Genomic DNA, 17,509 nt, shown 5'->3' with positions numbered 1-17,509 from the left:
TAGTAGAATTAATAGTTTAATAAATTGGTATCAACCGGATTTCTCGTTCTTATAATAGGGATACACGAAGTTGAAGCGACTGTTGTTAGCCCTCACGGTGTAGGCGATCTGGATCAGCACCAGTCCTTCCACTTCACTGCTTTCCGAGAGTTCAACGGTATCTACCTTAATACGTGATTCATGGTACAGAATAGCGGATTCGATCACGTGTTTCATATAGGTTTTTAAGGTAGTCGTAAGGGGCTCAAACAATAGCTGGTCGAGGTTGCAGCCATATCCAGGCTGCATAATTCGCTCTCCCGGCCGCGTGCCCAGCAGTATCTGCAGGCTTTCCTGTATGTCTACAAGATCGCTGACAGTTGCCGCTTCGCCGGGCACGTTATCAAATGCAGGAGGAAAGCTCCAGCCGGTTCCGTAAAAGGATGCCATGGGGTTAAAAATTTTTTGGGGTTAATATTTACAATGCTTATTTCAGTTATCCTCCTATCATTACGGTAGGGCAACCCAGTACAATGGTACCACCATGTGCGGTGGCATCTCCCATTCTGGCGGCTGGTTTGCCGCCAATCATCACCGTAGCACTGCCTTTCACAATGCTATCCGGCGGCCCTACACATACACAGTTATCTCCCATTACTGCCGCCGGCATACCGCCTATTAAAACGGTGGGCGCTCCGGGGCCAACTATCGGGCCACCTACATGTGGTATTGGTGGTACTCCTGGTGTAACCATCGGACATGTATGCATGTCCGTGATCCTTGCTGCCATACCCATATCGATATTTTTTTATAGTTAGTTAATCATGACCATACCGCCTTTGATGGTCGTTTGGCCACTTCCCTTCACTTCTACCTGTGCCGCTTCCATTCCCGCCTTGGAACTTCCTTTCAGCGCCAGGTTCATGGCTTCGGCGCTGGCGTCGCCACCACATTTGAGGTTAAACTTACCTCCTACATCCAACAGCATATCCTTGTCTGTTTTCAGGGTGATGCCTTTCTCATCCAGGATAAGCTGGTTGCCGTTCTCATCTTCCAGCTGCAGGATTTTATCTTCGTCGCTGACGGTAATTTTCTTGCCCTTGGGGGATTCGATGGTCAGGCTTTTTTTCTCATCATCGAAGATGAGTTTGAAGTTGGTTTTAGATACATAGCCTTTCTGGTAATTATCTTTGGCGGGAGTAAGCGGTGCTGCAAGTGAGCTGCTATGCAACATTCCCAGCACTACTGCATCCCGCATGTCGGTGCCCATAAAGCCTACCACCACTTCATCATTCAGCTCCGGGCGAAAAAAGGTGCCTCTGTTATTGCCTGCATCCAGCGTAGCGATGCGAGCCCAGATGCCTTCTCCCTTTGCATCAATCACCGGAATTTTTACTCTTATCCTGAATTCATTTTCGGGATCTTCAATGTCGGTAACCACACCGTTATACAAGCCCTGCGTAACGGGTATCAACCCTTGCGAGGCCATGGGGTGCCAGGGGTTTATCTTCTCTGCAAACCAAACCGGGTCCATACCAAAATTCACCATGGTGATCCAGTCTCCTCCTTCAAATGTGTGCTTCACAGCACTTACAAATACCGGCCCGCTAAAGCGTTCGCCTATTCCGCCGATGGTGATAAATTCATTCGGTAGGATTTTATTGGTACCCTGAAAGCGCACATTTCCTTTAATGGCTGCCAGTCTGCGTTTGATCAACCGGGCGTCGGCCAGTGCTTTCAATTCTGCTTCCGTCCATTTGCCGGGAAATGCGAATATCTCCGATTCAAACGCCATGGCGGCTGCCAGGTCCGATGCACCGAGGTTACCGGCCGCATTCAGCGAAGGGTCCACGCCTGCGCCATTATTCAGCGCCTGGGCGCTGTAATCCCAGCTGCTGGCCTCTGCTGCGGTAGCCTGCGTACGTGCGTCAATGTTAGCCTGATAATCGATCAGTGTGGCGCCATACACTACGTCAAATTTTCTGTCCTGCTTCAGATCGGGTTTCTTAATCGACACCGTTCCGTCTTCGACGGTACAAAACATTCCGAGTACATCAAATCTTCCCAACACAAAATCCCAGTCGGTAAGATTACATTGCAGCAATTGCAGGTGCTGGATATCCGTGCTCTCCACATCCGCTTTTAAGCCGTTATATTGGCCGATCAGTTGTGAAGCGATATCACTGTCCGTCATTTCGTAGAAAGCTGCATTTTTACGGGCCAGGGTCATCTGAATGGCAGTATCGCGACAAGTCACCACCAGCTGCGAGGTTTGGCGGGTAATACGGCTGCCGTGGGCAGTTACAATACCTTTGAATACCGATTCGGTTTTGGTTTCATAGCCCAGTTGTATTTCCACTTTATTTCCGGGCTTGAACAGGTTCTTGTTACTCACGGGGAAATCCTGCAAACTCACATCTCCATCAGGGATCGTGAGGATAGCGGTAGGGATCCGGTTTACTTCCTTCTCGATGGTAATTTTAAAGATCGGAATAGCCGGATCCAGCTCCTGCCCATCTATCAATACTTTACACGATACCAGCGAAACCTTTTCAGCGCCGGGAATCGCAGTCTGTAGTTCTTTAGTTGCTACTGCTGCCATAATTATTTATTTCAGGGGTGGAAATTTAAGGGTGGTACCTGGTTTCACATTTCTGAATCCCAGCAGGTTGTTAGCTTTGGCTACATCAATGTAGTAGCTGTCGTCCTGGTACACGGCGGTAGCCATGTTGGAGAGGCTGTTACCTGCTTTAAAGGATTTCTCATGTGTCATATCGGGAGAATTGGGTGACATCCGTCGCATCATTTCCGCGGGCGACTCTGCACTATCCAGCTGCAGGCGCACCACTGCCCGTATGGGCCTCCCATCCGGCAGAAAGAGCTTATAGTCGATTTCCACCGATTTCACCACACCAAAGAAAAAACCGGCAGAAGAACCCCAGCAAAGCAGGATGTAGTTTGGCCGGTGACTATCGCCCTGGTATTCGTAACAGAAGGCAAGCAGGTTAGCTACCTGTTCTGAAACATCCGGACGCTTCACCGGTGCGAGGCTGTCCAGCTCCGTTTGGCCGGTTTGTGCCGGATCGGCGAAAATGCCACTTTCATCCAGTAATATCTCTACGGAAAAGCCTTCCGGTTTGGTATGACTAAATTGCTTGGGCTGACTGGTAATACCTTGCGGAATGTGCGTTTCATCCTTATAGGCAATGCCATAGGAACGTTTGAACGATTCCGGATTTACCTTGAAGGTAAAAGTATCGCTGCCCTTTACAGACACCGCTGTGCTGTTCACATCAGGTTTTTTATAGGCCTTCAGCTTCATTTTTTCCAGGTGACCTGCGGATGTACTGAGCATAATTATCTTTCTATAGCGTTGGTAAATTCCCTGATCAATGCCAGGGTTACTTCTTCTTTAATTTCCTGTTTGATGCGCTCCAATTCAGCCGGTGTGATGGTAGCTTCCTGGTCGTGCCGGCCCGGGAACACATCCGCCTTAATACTAATTTCCTTTATTTCTATGGGCATAAAACGGGGATTTGATATTTACACGATCGCACTGTTGGAAGGCATCACCGGGGTAATACCGGCATCTGTTGCCATGCTTACCTGTCTGAAAAACTGATAGCCCAGTGTGAGACTTTCCACCACGATGCTGCTTTCTGCTGCGTTGAAACTGCTCACGGTCCACTTCTTCGGAAACGCGTTGGTGACATACCAGGTGTACACCGGTTCATGGTTACGATCCAGCAGGCTCACCGTGATATTGATCGGCAGAAAAATGAAATGCTCAATAGCATTCTGGCACCAGTTAATCAATTTGGAATCGTTGAGCAGTCCGCGTTTGAGCACCAGGTCCTCATAGCGTGCGCGTATGGGCATCTGATACACAAACCTGTTTTCACCACCTTCCTTGTATGGCTCTGTTTCCATTTCCACATTGAGGCCACTTACCTCCTGGAAGGCTGATTCCACCTCCGACGATCCGAACGACACTCTAAAATGAAAGCCCACCGGGGGAGTACGATTTAACATGCTGATGATTTTTATTTTTCAGGAAGAGATGATGAGCCGGCGGCTGCCGGCCCACCATTCATACATTATGCAGCTTCCATCACCAGGCCTTCGTGGGCCAGTTCGATGCTTTCTACTGCTACTTCATTACCGTCTGCCTTCAGGTCAGTGCTATTCACTTTTACCGGCCAGGCGTTCTTGATTTTCCACACCATTACCGGCTCGTGCTTTTCGTTCATCAGGGATACGATAATGTCGCGGCGGGTGATGGTATTGAGTGCAACGGTATTCCACCAGAGGAAGAATTCGTTGTCGGCCTTGAACAGTCCGCGTTTCAGGGTAACGTTATCGAACTTCTGCATGCCCGGCATTTTGATTTTGTGGTATTCAGGGCTGATACCTTCGCGGTATTCGATTACCTGAGTTTCCACGTTGAGTCCTGTTACTTCCGTAAAGCCGAGTCTTGCTCCGCCCCATTCTACCTGGAAGTGAAATTTTGATAATGGATATTGTGCCATTGGAGTGTGTTTAAATTTTTTGGATCAGAAAAAAATCAGTTCAGCGTAAATCAGCTTTCCTGCATTTTGTGAGAGAAGCGTAAGATGATAAATTCTGCCGGACGAACAGCTGCCATGCCTATTTCCACAATGAGTCGGCCTTCGAGAATATCCTGTTCGGTCATGGTTTGGCCCAGGCCTACTCTTACAAAAAATGCCTGGTCAGTTTTAGCGCCGGCGAGTGCACCCTGGCGCCATAAGGTGGTGAGGTAGTTTTCTACCATTCCTTTCACTTTTACCCAGGTGTTGGCATCATTAGGTTCGAACACAAACGGGGCGGTGCTTTTCTTCACGCTTTCTTCCACCATATTAAAGAGGCGGCGAACGCTGATGTAGCGCCATTCGTTGCTGTTACCGTCCAGCGTACGCGCGCCCCATACGAGGGTTCCTTTGCCGCTGAACGCGCGGATGGCGTTGATGCTTTTTCCTGCATCCGTATCTACGTTCAGGCCGTCCTGGGTGTTGTTATCAATTTTCACCAGCGGTGCGCTCACGCTGTTCAGGCTGGTGTTGGCAGGTGCTTTCCACACACCGCGTTCGCGGTCAGTTTTGGCGTATACACCTGCAATGGCACCGGATGGTGGCACAATGGCCAGTTTGGTTTGCAGTGCAGTAACTACCGCAGCAATCACCGGGTGAGTAGCATACAAAGCGGACTGGTTGCTGCTTACATATTTAGCAGCGCTGGTCTGGATTTTATTTAAGAACGCTAACAAGCCACGGAAGATATTTTCGAGATCCGCGGCAGCTTTGAGGGCGGTTGCCTTATCAGCAGCAGCACCGTAATCCGTGGTGGTTGCTTTAAATTTATCGACGGTTGCAATAACGTTGCCGTCGAAATCTTCTTTAGGGAAAACCTTCCACCATATACTTACAGTGGGGGCATCATAGTCCGTATAGGCCTCAGCGGTAGCTGGCATTGGTGCAAACAATGCTACGTCTGCATTTTTCTCAAATGAGATTAATGCTTTCAGCGTAGCTGCCAGTCCGGCGTTTACATCTTTAGCGCTGGCGTCGAGGTCGCTCAGCAGCTGCGTATTTACCAGTGGTGCAGCACCTTTCCAGGAAGGAATGGCTTTTACGAGGCCGCGTACATAAGTAAGCAGGTTAAGGAAAGCCGTTTTGGCAGCATCATCAGAGGCAGCAGCGGATAAGAGTGACTTCAGGTCATTGAAGCGGTCAGCCGGAGTTGCTGCAGGCTCTTTACCGGTAGCGATCACGCTTTTTACATTGGCCAGGTCAGTCACCGCGGCTTCTGTTTTCTGCACCAGTGCGTTCAATGCCGCGTTGCTGGTTACCTGCGCGAGGTTCACTGCGGATTTACCATCTTTTGCTTTCACACTTCCTTTCAAAACAGGGTATGGAATCTCCGGCGCATAGGTAGAGATCAGCCACGGCGTGTAGGCGGCAGCGTATTTAAGATCGTTGATACCGATGTGGTCGCGAAACTCTCCATGCACATCACTAACCTTGCTTTCTTTTGCATATACATCAAGGTCAGCATCGTACTCACGGAGGTCGAGTAACACAACTCTATCCTGCAAAATGCCAGCCTGTGCTACCGCCATTTGCTGCAACGCATAGAACTCATTTTTACCAAGATTGGCCGCATCCGGAATAGCGATGATGGTAGGCTCGTCGTATTTTTCGAGCGCTTTAATACCAACACGTAATCCTGGTGTGCCTGTAGCTTCGTCACCGGCTGCCACGTCGTCTTTGTAACCCCCTACCGACACGATGTAGCAAGGGCCGCCACCGTTATCGAAATAGTGACGTACGCTGTTATACATATTAAACAGCTTCGTTACCTTAAAACTGTCGCTCAGCACTTTGAAGCCGTTTGTTTCATCGAGAGAGATACTGAAATCGCTTGTACCGAAGGAATAGGCGCCACCGAAGTACTGCACATATTCCAGCATGGAAGTAATGCGGGTAGGAACATTCTTCAGATCCTGTCCATCTTTTTCAGACAGGGCGGTGTAACCAATGAATGCAGGGATCGCTGTTTCAACCTGCGCAACGCTGGGTGGGAGCAGAGAAATCTCCTCTACATACACCCCTGGGGTTTTGTAAATTGCCATTTTTTTTGAGGTTTTAAAAATTGAAAAGTTTGACTGTAACAGCCACGGATTGGCCAGGGCAGACAGTTGCGCGCCAACTGCCGCCAGTATTTCCCGGGGCCTGTGATATGTGGGGTTATATTACGCTACGAATGTTTTATTGCTGTATTTATATTTACATCCAGTATAGGAACTGCTTCACCGTTGACCACACTGCTATCTATCTGTACCATTCTCATTTTGTAAATCACTGATGGCATGTAATGCCCGCCGAGCCCACCCCACAGCTGATGTACCTGATCCAGTGAAAGGTTGACCAGTTCAAAGCTGATCATTTCCACCTTGATATTATGCAGCTCATTATAGGCCTGCAACTCCGGCGATGTTTCCGGGGAAAAGAAACGGTTTTGCTGAAAGAAACGTACCACCTGCTCCAGCGCTATCAGCGCGGATTCGTAGTCCGTATGCGTAACGGCAAACATCAACGTCAGGTTGAGAAATATTGGCGGCGTGATAAATTCGATCAGCTGTGGGTTCGCTGTTTTACGAAAATAATCCTGCGTTCTGGCCACTGTATCTTCCTCTACATTAATAACAGACAACAGAATTTTATTCTGTAAATCCGGATTAAAATCATCCCCGTCACTGATCCGGGAAATGTTACCCAGCTCAACTTTAGAACTGGAGGGACTCGATGCAGCATTCATCCTGCCTTTTACAAAAAGGAGTGTATCTGTGATCATGAATACAACGGATTTGGGGTTCCTACAAACAGCTACGTACAGACACTTGACTGTTTTGGGGTTACTGAATTTTTAGTTAACACATTTTTTTGGGACATAACTTAATTCCTCTTTCGGAATCATGAATGTGAAATTAGGATGAATTTTTTTCACGGCAAATAGGCAGTGTACCATTTTTCGAAAAATGAGTATTTCTACTGATAGCTATACGCACTTCTGCAATGCATCTGCTACCACCTGTAAATAAAAATCGCCGTACAAACAGTGGCACAAGGTCTATTTAATTAGTACACAATTATTTAGGTGATTGATTACGGCAGATGCATTTTTCGCGGGATACTACGCATGTACATTTTGCTATTGCCACTCTTTAAATGCAGAAGGGCTCATACCAGTATGCGCCTTGAAGAACTTGGAGAAATTAGCGTGATCGTAAAAACCGAGATCAAATACAATTTCCTTAACGGACATCTCAGAGGCCTTCAGCAGGCGCTTTGCTTCGATCAATACCCTGTTTTGAATCAGAGAAGATGCGGATGCATGCAGGGCTTTATTACAAATAATATTGAGGTAGTTGGGGGAGATATTTAATTCACCTGCGTAAAAAGCTACCGACCTCTCCTCCTTAAAGTGCACATCTATTAACCTTAAAAAGCGGGCGAGTATTGGGTTTGCACTGTAGCTGTTCACATCCTTGAAAATACTTTCTGCTGCTTTACTGATGAGCAAACCTGTAACCGTGGTACGTGCAGTGATCAGCTCCCGAAAGATTTCCTTCTTACCCAACTCCTGTTGCAGGCTCTTAAACTCATACAACAAAGCATGGAAGGATGCTTCATCCAGGTTCAATACAGGATGGCGTTCATAAAATGCGGAGGAAAAACGTAAGGACGGCAGGAAGGCTTCATACTGCTCCCTGCCTATCATCAGCTGGTAGCCCACGGTTCCTTTCATAAACTTCCAGGCATGCACCTGCTGAGGAAAAAGTAGGTGGAGCTGATGTTTGGCCACCTTATGCTCCACGAAATCTATGGTATGCGTACCTCTTCCTTTTTCGAAAATAACGGCAATAAAGAAATCGTGCTTATGCGGCTCTTCGATATGCCGCTCACCGCGTATCTCATGATACAGCAACGGATGTCCGGAAGTTTTCCCTTCACTGAACTCCTGTATACTTAATACTGGAAAATGATCTTTCTGAATAGCCATCTGCAGCGCCTTATGAATGGCTAAAATAATGAAAATTATCCAGCACCCGGCATTACTTAAAATACAGCTGTACCCTGATAAATAAGGGACCTTACCGGCGAAACCCTGGATACGGCTTCCGCGGAGCAGCTGGCGTCAATTAACACTACGCTGCCTTCATCACCGGCTTTAGGCCATTGCTGGTTACCTTTATCATCCAGCGGCAATATATCACGGGTAGCGAGTTTCAGGCTACGGGAGAGATGAAATTCGGTTCCATAGCCATAGAGCTGCGCCATGAGATTGGCTTTCTGCAATACGCTGCCAGAGCCCCAGGTGTTCCAGTGGTCAATGATGCTATCGTTGCCAGTAGCCACTTTTACGCCGTATTTGTACAGGGTTGGAATAGGCATGATCAGTCCCCCGAATGGAATGGTGGACATAATACCAATCTGCGCCTGCGCCAGCTTATCGGCAATTTCTTCCTGTTTGACTTTTTCCAGTCGCGCCAGCACGAAACAATGACTCAGGTAAGTTTTGCCTTTCAGCACCGGGTTTTCATTTACCCGGTCGATAAGGTATTCCACTGTTTTCAATCCGGAATCGCCGGATTCATGCAGGTGAATGTCGATACCTTTGTTATGGTCCAGTGCCAGCTTCACTATGGCATCCATGGGCTTGGCTATCTCCCCATCAACAGAAAAGGGATCTACGCCACCAATGAAATCAATATCCATTTTGGCCGCTTCCTCCATATAAGGCATAGAGTGGGTATAAAACAGGCCATGTTGCGGAAAGGCCACCAGCTCTGCTCCAAAGGTGGATTTTTTATTTTCAAGTGCTACCTGCAAATGTTTCAGCGAATCAAGCTTTGAAGTTGGTTCTATATTTACATGGCTTCTGGCAAACGCCGAACCACAGGACTGCAACAGTTCAATCAGTTTCTCCGCATGTGCGGTAGATGTTTTCAGCATCTCCGGCAGGATCTGTTGTTCCAGCGCAATCATCCCTTTCACGCCGCCCTGGCGCTTCTGCACCGCTTTCCACGGGCCGCCATAATTGGTTTTATCCAGGTGAATATGCATGTCCTTAAATGCCGGCAGCATCAGCAACCCTTTTGCATCTATGGCATTTGCTTTCGGATTATTTGGTTGTATGGAAGAGAATTTACCGTCAGTGATTTCAACAGTGAACAGGCCGGTTTTAGTAGCTATCACTTCATTACCGTCGTATTCAAAGCCGGTTTCCAAACGCACATTTTTCAACTTTACACTTTTGCGCAGGCCATCAGCCTTGTAGGAAACAACGTTTGTGGCTTCCGCCATCAGGGATGGTGCAATGCCGAGTCCTAAGGTGGTGAATACGGAGTTCCGGAGAAAATCCTTCCTGGATATATTTGAAGCGCCCATGGCTGTAGTTCTTTTGTCCAAAGTTACACTTGTTGCAGGCTATATAGGAGTATGATTTATAACAGGGCGGGTAGGATTTATAATTCTTCCAACAAAAAAGAGAGGCGCCATCAACCGGCGCCTCCCCTATGCTGTTATTGCTCAAAAAACAGCCTTACTTCAAGGTTGCCTGATAGCGCTGTAACGCTTCCATGAAGTAGTAATCGGCATATACCAATGGTACATCTATTTCAGTATGATGCGGAATACTGCCTACGCTGTGCATCAGCATAAAATTGCCGTTTTGTCCTTCGGGTGCTTTATAAGCCGGCCCGGCGAGGGTGTGTAGCATGGCAATGGCTGTTTTGCGGTACTGCTCTCCTTTTGCCGGCGTCTGATATTGGCTCAGCTCAAACAAGGCAGCAGCCACAATTGCCGCGGCGGATACATCCCTGTATTTCGTTGTCACCTGGTTGGCGTAGGAACGCACACCCGGCGTATAACCTTTTTGCATGGCATTGAAATCCCAGTACGGTACTTTATCCGCCGGCAGGTTCCTGCTGTTAAGGAACCAATCAGCCATACCGGTAGCGGTTTTCAGGAAGCGGGGATCTTTGGTTTCTCTGTAGATCATGGTAAAGCCATAGATGCCCCATGCCTGCCCGCGTGCCCAGGTGGAGTTATCCGCGTACCCCTGCGCGGTTTCGCGTGCCAGCACTTTGCCGGTGAGGGTATCATAACATACCACGTGGTAAGAGCTGTAGTCAGGGCGGATTTGGTTTTTCATCGCCTGCAAAGCATGGCTTACTGCTATATGTCTGAAGCTGGTGTCACCTGTTTCCTTAGCCGCAAAAAAGAGCAGCTCCAGGTTCATCAGGTTATCGATGATCACGGGGTAGTAATATTTCTGTTCACCGTGCCACGACTTAAACGCATTCCAGCTTTTGATACTACCGGTTACCGGGTTAAAGCGGGTACTCAGTGAGCGGGCTCCCTGGATCAGGATATCGCGGTAGGCTTTGTTGCCTGTAATCCTATAGGCGTTACCGTAGCTGCAATACATCATAAAGCCGAGGTCATGATGCTGGGTAAAATCTTTGAGTGGTTCGAGCTTCTCCGTCCAGCGGATGGCCTGCTGATAGATCGCCGGATCTTTTGTTTGCTCATAACTGTACCATAGCGAGCCCGGAAAAAATCCCGGTGTCCAATCGTACATGGAAGTGGTAGTCATGCGGCCGGCGGCATCGGTGGTCCGTGGAAAGGCCAGGCTATCCCGTGTAGCCGTTTCCTTTAGCATGTGGTTTAGTTGCTGGCGGGCATAACCGGTATTGCTACTGAGGAAATCCTTTTCTGTGCTAAGCGTAAAAGCTGTCAGACCGGCGGCTGCAATAATGATTTGAAGCAATGGTTTCATGTTACTATGGTATCACTTTAATTACAAATTCTTTTACGGTACTCTTCTGTTCATCGAGGGTATGGTTAAAGGCTACGAATGTAGCTTTATATACACCCGGTGCCGGATACAGGTAGGCATAGCCTGCCAGGTTGGGCTCGTTGATACTTTTAATCCCCACACTAACGTCGCCGGGCACACGCCCTACATACAGCGGCTTGGTAATGATCCAGCTGGTGTTGGAGGCGGCAGTGGCACCACCACCAGTAATTTTCAGGTCTGTGGCCGAAGGTGTCCACCGGGCATTTGCCGGGCTCCATACATTTCCGTAACGCGTCCAGTAAGCTACATCCGTACCGATAGTGGAAAGGGACACTGTTTTTTCAGGTAATTCATTGTTCACTGCTAAATCAGTGATGGTCCAGGTACGTTGGGTCGATCCCGTTACCCCGCTGTACCGGAATGCGATAAACAGTGAATCGTTGGCATTGCCCACCAGGTCCGTAATATCGGCTGTACCGAAAGGCACCACCGTTGCGCTGGTGGCCAGTGCGCCACGATTGCTGATGTTGGTCCAGCTGGCATTAACAACTGAGGCAGAATCCAGGCCGGGTAATTTGTTGGTGGCCAGTACCTGCAGCGTATTGGTTTGCGCACCAAACTCTGCTTTGGTAGAAAACTTCAGGGTGAGCTTGCCCAGCTGGTAACCCGCTGTGCGGCCAGCGTAGCGCTTGCCGGCTTCCCCTGAGTAAAACGCTATATTACCTATACTCCCGCTGAAGCGGAAGCGGGTAGTATCTCCCAAACGATAGATAAAAGTATCGGTAACCAGGTGAGCAGGATCCATGGCCACCTGGAAATCGGGTGTTTCCACCTCCATCTTTTTCGAGCAGGAAACCGCCACCACAGCGAATAATATGATCAATGATTTTTTCATAACTAATTACGTTTTGAATTACCAGCCTTCGTTTTGCGTAAGTAAGCGGTTAAGATTAAGTTCATAGGTAGGCTTGGGCAGCAACACATGGCGCTGCATGATATTGCGTATACCCTGCAAACCATTGGGATTACCAGTGGAGGTTACACCGGCACCGTTGGCAGTAGCCCACACCGCAAAGTTCTGCATGTCGGCCAGGAAGTTGCCCCAGCGGATCAGGTCCGCTTTACGCACCGCCTCAAAACACAGCTCCCGCATGCGCTCATCTTTAATCGCCTGTAAAAATGCTTCTTTGTCCAGCCCCGGCATAAGGTCGGATTCATTACCCGTTGTAATGGTGGCTGTAGCCGTAGCTGCTTTGCCGGCATAGGTAAACACTGCTCCTGTTACGGATGCAGCAGAAGCACCTGTTGTATGTGTGGGAGGTGTATTGGTAGAAGTACCCGGTGTGGTAACAGTATATAAATTACCGCCATTGGTAATCTGCATGCCGGTAGTATAAGCTACACCCGGCGTCCAGAAAGTACCAATCACCACTACAGGTGCGGAGCTATAGTAACTGCCCGGCGTTAATGCACCTGGTGAACTTAAATAAATACCACTCACGGCATTACCGGTTATCACCGCAGTAGCCGTGGCTCCGTTCCCACCGCCACCGGTGATGGTTACCGCCGGCGCGGTGGTGTAACCGCTGCCTGCGCTGGTAATAGTCACTGATTTCACGACGTTACCATTCATGATACCATAGCCACGTTTACGCACCTGGTTAATGTACGTATAGGCGTTACCGGGGCCGTTCACATAATTCTCCGCTTCCGCACGCATCAGCAATACATCGGAATATCGGATCATCGGCCAGTTAATATTATAGGTACCGCCAACGCCATTGGTGTTGCGGATCGACTGTGGCACATATTCTCTTCTGAATTTACCGGCGCACATCTGCCATGGATTAGGACGGGCAGCCTTAACACGCGGACTGGTACCGCTGTACAGGTAGTTGGCACAGTTCCAGTCGCGGCGTATATCCAGTGACGATTTATTCGGCGTAGCCGTACTGCCCGGATCAGTTTCATAGGCATCAAAAAGTTTTTTGGTTACCCATACCCAGGCAGCGGAGTTGTAAGAACTGGTGTCATTGGCCGTGAGCGAGGATTGTATGCCCACGAAATTGCCAATATCATTCCCCGACTTATTTACCACACCGGCAGCAGCACCGAGGGAGCCCAACTCCCAGATGTTCTCCTTCACATCATATTTATCCTGCGCCAGGTTGATGAACACCTGCCGGTAATCCGGATTGAGGGCATGCAGGCCGGAGGTAATTACTTTATCGGTGTAAGTAATCACGTCCTGGTATTTGGCGGCATTGTTCTGCGGATAGCCTGCCCAGTATAGGTATACACGGGCCAGCATGGCTTGCACCGCCGTAAGCGTAACCACATCATTGAACTTAGCCTGTGCCACGGTATAGTCTTTCAGCAGGGTTTCCGCCTCCTTCATATCCTTTTCAACCTGTGCATATACCTCCGCCTGTTTTACCTGCGGAATATTCACGTCGCTGATGGCTGGCGTTTTTAACACTACGGGTACGTCACCGTAGTTACTGGTTAATATGAAATAAAGGAAACCACGGATAAACAGCGCCTGCCCTTTTATAATACTGCGGCGGGCTTCATCCATTTGCGGTTTATTGATATTCTCCAGCAGGGTATTCACATTGTTAATGCCCACATAAGCGTAGCGCCAGATGCTGGAAACATATACCAGCGATGCATCGTAGTTGTAACGGAGGCCGCGTGCGTCCCCGTCCGTAGTACGGTTGGACATTACCTCATCCGTAGTGGACACAAAGTTAAAGCCCATCACCTGCGCGTAGAGCTCCGGGCGCATCAGATCGCCGTACACGCCGTTGAGCGCCTGTTGCAGCTGGGCTTCGGTTGTATAATAATTATCGGTAGAATAAAAATCCGTAGGCTTGGTGTCCAGGAATTTTTTGCAGGAGGTGAGTCCTGCTATAGCTAAGCATGCGAGGATACTAATACGTTTCATGTGCATCAATTTAGAAGGTGACATTTAAACCTGTTACGTACGACAATGAGTGCGGATAAGCCGCATAGTCAAAGCCCGGCGAAAGGTTGTTTGGCCTTGCATTCACTTCCGGATCCATACCGGAATATTTGGTCCAGGTGTAGATGTTTTGGGCGGCACCGTAAACACGGAGGCTCTTGATCTTCGCGCGTTTCAGCACGGCGGCAGGCAGACTGTAACCCAGCGACACTGTTCTTAGTTTCAGGTAAGAACCATCTTCAATTACGCGGGAAGAATACGCTGCATTTCCCATCCCACCGGCGCGGAACATGGTATTGCTCGGATTATCCGGCGTCCAGCGGTTGGCGTAAGTAGCAAACTGGTTCAGGTTCGGGTTGTTGACAATCCCACCTTCAAATACATATCGGTTAGCGTTGATGTTATCATTCCCATAGGACCATTGCAGTAAAATGTTCAAATCAAAATTCCGGTAACGGAAGTCGTTACTGAAGCCACCGGTATGCTTAGGCAGGCCGCTACCGATAATTGTATAATCCTGGTTGTTCACCTGGTTGTCGCCGTTGAGGTCCTTGTATTTAATATCTCCCGGGCGGATAGCGTTCCTTGCGGAGCCGTTCGTAGGCACGTCGCCTTTCAGCAGGTAGGTACCATTTGGCATCAGGTCAAAATCGCCGTATTGATATACCCCGTCGAACACGAGCCCGTACATCTCTCCCAAAGGCCTGCCCACCACAGAAATATATGGGAACAGACCAGAGTAAGTGGTATTAAAGAAAGTACCGGAACCATAGAGTATCGACTGCTGGCCTTCTGCGAGGGACAGGATTTTATTGCGGTTAAAGCTGATGTTGAAATTACTGTTCCAGGTGAATGCTTTATTGTCGACCACCGTAGCACCGACAGTGATTTCCAGGCCTTTATTTTCAAGCTTACCCACGTTTTTAAAACCACTGGCGCTCTCAATACCGTGTGCATAAGGCAGGGCAGCATTTAACAGCAGATCGGTGGTTGTGCGTTTGTAGGCATCTACCGTTAAGGTGAGTCTGTTTTTAAGGAAAGCCATGTCCAGCCCGATATTGGCCTGTTCATTTGTTTCCCAGCGGAGGTTTGGATTTCCGGAAGATGTCATTACCGCGCCAATCCCCAGTGGTCCGTTACCTACCGAGTACCAGTACTGGTTATTGGTAAGGGAGAGTTGCGGCAGATAGCTGAAATCCCCCACCCTGTTGTTACCGGAAGCACCGTAGCCTAACCTGATTTTACCATCTGAGATAAAGCCGGCCGATTTCATAAACTCTTCCGCACTGAAACGCCATGCTGCGGAAGCAGATGGGAAGTAGCCCCATTTGTTGCCGGCCGCAAACTTGGAAGAACCATCGGCACGGATAGAAGCGCTGAAAAGATACTTAGACGCATAATCGTAGTTAACACGCAAAGCACCGGAAGCCATGGTCCAGCGGGAACTTAGTGAGATCAGAGAAGTATTGGCAGGTGCTGCCAGGTCCAGTGCGTCCATGCCGAGATCTTCGTTAGGCACCTGGTTGGCGGAAAACTTACGCTGGGAAGTTTTATTCCCCTGTGCTTCCACAACTGCCAGCACGGTAAGGTTATGCTGCTTATTGAATGTTTTGTGGTAGGTCAGTGAGTTCTGTGAATTCCAGACTGAAGTGGGCCTGAATTCCACACTACCATTCACTCCGTTGGAGTTCCACTTACTACCTGACTGTGTTTTTGAGTTATTGAAGATATCCGCCTCCGTGGTTACACTGTTGATACCACCCGCTATGCGCAAACTCAGGTCCTTCGTGATGGCATACTGCACATAAGCGTTCGCCATGAGGTTGCCTGCCTTGGTCATGGTGTACTGGTTTTGGATATTCTGCAAGGGGTTTACACGGTAGTCCTGGTTGTTGGCCAGCTCATTGCCCGGATCGTAAAAGTCGTCGATCAGGTTAGCGGCGCTGTCGCGCCCCTTGATACTGGTTGTTGGCCGGAAGCCCCACACGGAATACAAGGTAGTGGCGGAGGCATAAAAGTTGGTAGCCGATACTGGTATACCAAAAGCTTCGCTATAGGCATAATTGGCGTTCACGCCCACTTTCAGTTTATCGTTCACTGTTTGGTCCAGCGAGAACCTGCCCTGGTAGCGCTTAAAACCACTGTTGATGATAATCCCCTTCTGGTTGTTGAAGTTGCCGGAGAGGGAATATTTCGTTTTATCATTGCCCCCGCGAACGGCCAGGTCGTGGTTGGTATTTTGTCCTACGCGGTAAATGTAATCCTGCATATCGATGGACTCGCGGTTGCGGTAATCTTCCAGTTTCACACCTCCGGCCAGGTACACGGAGTCGTAAATACCGGGGTTTACTTCTCCCACATATTTCACAAAATCGTATGCGCCCATCAGCGGAATTTTGTTGGGAATCTGCTGCCAGCCATAGTAGCCATTATAGCTCACCTGTGGCACGCCCGTTTTTCCTTTTTTGGTGGTGATCAGGATAACCCCATTGGAACCACGGGCACCGTAGATAGCCGTAGCGGAAGCATCTTTCAGCACATCGATGGACTCAATATCTGCCGGACTGATAGCATTTGCATTGGAGCTTTCCGTAGGAAAACCATCAATCACATACAAGGGAGAGTTATCCTGCGTGATGGAGCCCGCACCGCGGATCACGATGTTGGCGATCGATCCCGGCTGCCCGTCGTTACTGGCAACGGCCACACCAGCTACACGGCCTGCGAGTGCTTCGTCAAAAGATTTCACCGGCGCCTTTTCAAATTCCTTCATGTTTACGCTACCTACCGCTCCCGTAAGGTCCTTGCGTTTTTGGGTGGCATACCCTACTACCACCACATCGTTGAGCGTTCCTGCCTGGTCGGCCAGCCGGATATTATATTCCGTCCGCGCATCCACGACCTGCTCTAATTTTGAAAACCCAATATAGGTAAATACAAGAGTGTTGCCCGGTTTGGCAGCAATGGTGAAGCGACCATTCACATCGGTGGTGGCGCCTGTTTTTTCATTTTTTACCATCACGGTCACCCCTACCAGCGGCATCCCGTCTTTGTCTTTTACTACACCGGAATAATTTTTTTTCTGTTGTGCATTTAGGATAAGTGGAGATAAAATGATCCACATGACTACTGTTAGCAAATAAATCCCCGGGAAGCGGCACCTGCTTCCCGCACAGGTTGATC

Annotated in this window: 15 protein-coding genes; all 15 read right to left on the bottom strand. The window is 48.9% G+C overall.

The window, feature by feature from the left end; translation table 11 throughout:
* Positions 1-30: 30 nt before the first annotated feature.
* The gene (locus BUB18_RS08570; RefSeq protein WP_073079915.1) at positions 31-429 is read right to left on the bottom strand and encodes a GPW/gp25 family protein; all 399 of its coding nucleotides are present in this window, start codon (positions 427-429) and stop codon (positions 31-33) included.
* Positions 430-475: 46 nt separating this feature from the next.
* Positions 476-769: a PAAR domain-containing protein gene (locus tag BUB18_RS08565; protein ID WP_245805632.1), complete on the bottom strand. Its 294-nt coding sequence runs from the start codon at positions 767-769 to the stop codon at positions 476-478.
* A gap of 24 nt (positions 770-793) precedes the next feature.
* Positions 794-2,581 carry a type VI secretion system tip protein VgrG gene (gene vgrG, locus BUB18_RS08560; protein WP_073079911.1) on the bottom strand — a complete coding sequence of 596 codons (1,788 nt, stop codon included), beginning with the start codon at positions 2,579-2,581 and terminating at the stop codon, positions 794-796.
* A 6-nt stretch (positions 2,582-2,587) separates the two neighbouring features.
* Positions 2,588-3,334 (bottom strand): CIS tube protein, encoded by a 747-nt coding sequence (locus BUB18_RS08555; protein WP_073079909.1) that lies wholly within the window; start codon positions 3,332-3,334, stop codon positions 2,588-2,590.
* A gap of 2 nt (positions 3,335-3,336) precedes the next feature.
* Positions 3,337-3,504 (bottom strand): DUF5908 family protein, encoded by a 168-nt coding sequence (locus BUB18_RS29625; RefSeq protein WP_178372103.1) that lies wholly within the window; start codon positions 3,502-3,504, stop codon positions 3,337-3,339.
* Between the two features lie 18 nt (positions 3,505-3,522).
* A complete protein-coding gene (locus BUB18_RS08550; RefSeq protein ID WP_073079908.1) occupies positions 3,523-4,011 on the bottom strand; it encodes a phage tail protein in 489 nt (162 codons plus the stop codon).
* A gap of 65 nt (positions 4,012-4,076) precedes the next feature.
* Complete coding sequence (locus BUB18_RS08545; protein ID WP_073079906.1) at positions 4,077-4,508, bottom strand: phage tail protein; 432 nt, start codon at positions 4,506-4,508, stop codon at positions 4,077-4,079.
* Between the two features lie 50 nt (positions 4,509-4,558).
* On the bottom strand, positions 4,559-6,628 hold the full coding sequence (locus tag BUB18_RS29955; protein ID WP_073079905.1) for a phage tail sheath family protein: 2,070 nt from the start codon (positions 6,626-6,628) through the stop codon (positions 4,559-4,561).
* 125 nt (positions 6,629-6,753) lie between these two features.
* Positions 6,754-7,350 carry a Pvc16 family protein gene (locus BUB18_RS08535; protein WP_073079903.1) on the bottom strand — a complete coding sequence of 199 codons (597 nt, stop codon included), beginning with the start codon at positions 7,348-7,350 and terminating at the stop codon, positions 6,754-6,756.
* A gap of 357 nt (positions 7,351-7,707) precedes the next feature.
* Positions 7,708-8,559, bottom strand: coding sequence for a helix-turn-helix domain-containing protein (locus tag BUB18_RS08530; protein WP_073079902.1), 852 nt, complete (start codon positions 8,557-8,559; stop codon positions 7,708-7,710).
* 56 nt (positions 8,560-8,615) lie between these two features.
* Entirely contained in the window at positions 8,616-9,968 is a 1,353-nt protein-coding gene (locus BUB18_RS08525) for an amidohydrolase family protein (RefSeq protein WP_245805631.1), read from the bottom strand.
* Between the two features lie 133 nt (positions 9,969-10,101).
* Entirely contained in the window at positions 10,102-11,340 is a 1,239-nt protein-coding gene (locus tag BUB18_RS08520; RefSeq protein WP_073079898.1) for a glycoside hydrolase family 88 protein, read from the bottom strand.
* A 4-nt stretch (positions 11,341-11,344) separates the two neighbouring features.
* Positions 11,345-12,256: a DUF5017 domain-containing protein gene (locus BUB18_RS08515; RefSeq protein WP_073079897.1), complete on the bottom strand. Its 912-nt coding sequence runs from the start codon at positions 12,254-12,256 to the stop codon at positions 11,345-11,347.
* Between the two features lie 18 nt (positions 12,257-12,274).
* Positions 12,275-14,308 carry a RagB/SusD family nutrient uptake outer membrane protein gene (locus BUB18_RS08510; protein ID WP_073079895.1) on the bottom strand — a complete coding sequence of 678 codons (2,034 nt, stop codon included), beginning with the start codon at positions 14,306-14,308 and terminating at the stop codon, positions 12,275-12,277.
* Between the two features lie 10 nt (positions 14,309-14,318).
* On the bottom strand, positions 14,319-17,450 hold the full coding sequence (locus BUB18_RS08505) for a SusC/RagA family TonB-linked outer membrane protein (protein WP_073079893.1): 3,132 nt from the start codon (positions 17,448-17,450) through the stop codon (positions 14,319-14,321).
* Positions 17,451-17,509: the final 59 nt, after the last annotated feature.

Origin of the sequence: Chitinophaga jiangningensis (genome assembly GCF_900142605.1) — a bacterium.
Classification (GTDB): domain Bacteria; phylum Bacteroidota; class Bacteroidia; order Chitinophagales; family Chitinophagaceae; genus Chitinophaga; species Chitinophaga jiangningensis.
The sequence above is the reverse complement of the archived record's forward strand: the minus strand, read 5'-3'. Positions and strand labels throughout refer to the sequence as shown.

Coding starts and splice junctions, on each gene's coding strand:
- BUB18_RS08510 (WP_073079895.1), bottom strand. CDS start 14,308: ATGAAACGTATTAGTATCCTCGCATGCTTAGCTATAGCAGGACTCACC.
- BUB18_RS08545 (WP_073079906.1), bottom strand. CDS start 4,508: ATGGCACAATATCCATTATCAAAATTTCACTTCCAGGTAGAATGGGGC.
- BUB18_RS08570 (WP_073079915.1), bottom strand. CDS start 429: ATGGCATCCTTTTACGGAACCGGCTGGAGCTTTCCTCCTGCATTTGAT.
- BUB18_RS29625 (WP_178372103.1), bottom strand. CDS start 3,504: ATGCCCATAGAAATAAAGGAAATTAGTATTAAGGCGGATGTGTTCCCG.
- BUB18_RS08515 (WP_073079897.1), bottom strand. CDS start 12,256: ATGAAAAAATCATTGATCATATTATTCGCTGTGGTGGCGGTTTCCTGC.
- vgrG (WP_073079911.1), bottom strand. CDS start 2,581: ATGGCAGCAGTAGCAACTAAAGAACTACAGACTGCGATTCCCGGCGCT.
- BUB18_RS08555 (WP_073079909.1), bottom strand. CDS start 3,334: ATGCTCAGTACATCCGCAGGTCACCTGGAAAAAATGAAGCTGAAGGCC.
- BUB18_RS29955 (WP_073079905.1), bottom strand. CDS start 6,628: ATGGCAATTTACAAAACCCCAGGGGTGTATGTAGAGGAGATTTCTCTG.
- BUB18_RS08550 (WP_073079908.1), bottom strand. CDS start 4,011: ATGTTAAATCGTACTCCCCCGGTGGGCTTTCATTTTAGAGTGTCGTTC.
- BUB18_RS08505 (WP_073079893.1), bottom strand. CDS start 17,450: ATGTGGATCATTTTATCTCCACTTATCCTAAATGCACAACAGAAAAAA.
- BUB18_RS08520 (WP_073079898.1), bottom strand. CDS start 11,340: ATGAAACCATTGCTTCAAATCATTATTGCAGCCGCCGGTCTGACAGCT.
- BUB18_RS08530 (WP_073079902.1), bottom strand. CDS start 8,559: ATGGCTATTCAGAAAGATCATTTTCCAGTATTAAGTATACAGGAGTTC.
- BUB18_RS08565 (WP_245805632.1), bottom strand. CDS start 769: ATGGCAGCAAGGATCACGGACATGCATACATGTCCGATGGTTACACCA.
- BUB18_RS08535 (WP_073079903.1), bottom strand. CDS start 7,350: ATGATCACAGATACACTCCTTTTTGTAAAAGGCAGGATGAATGCTGCA.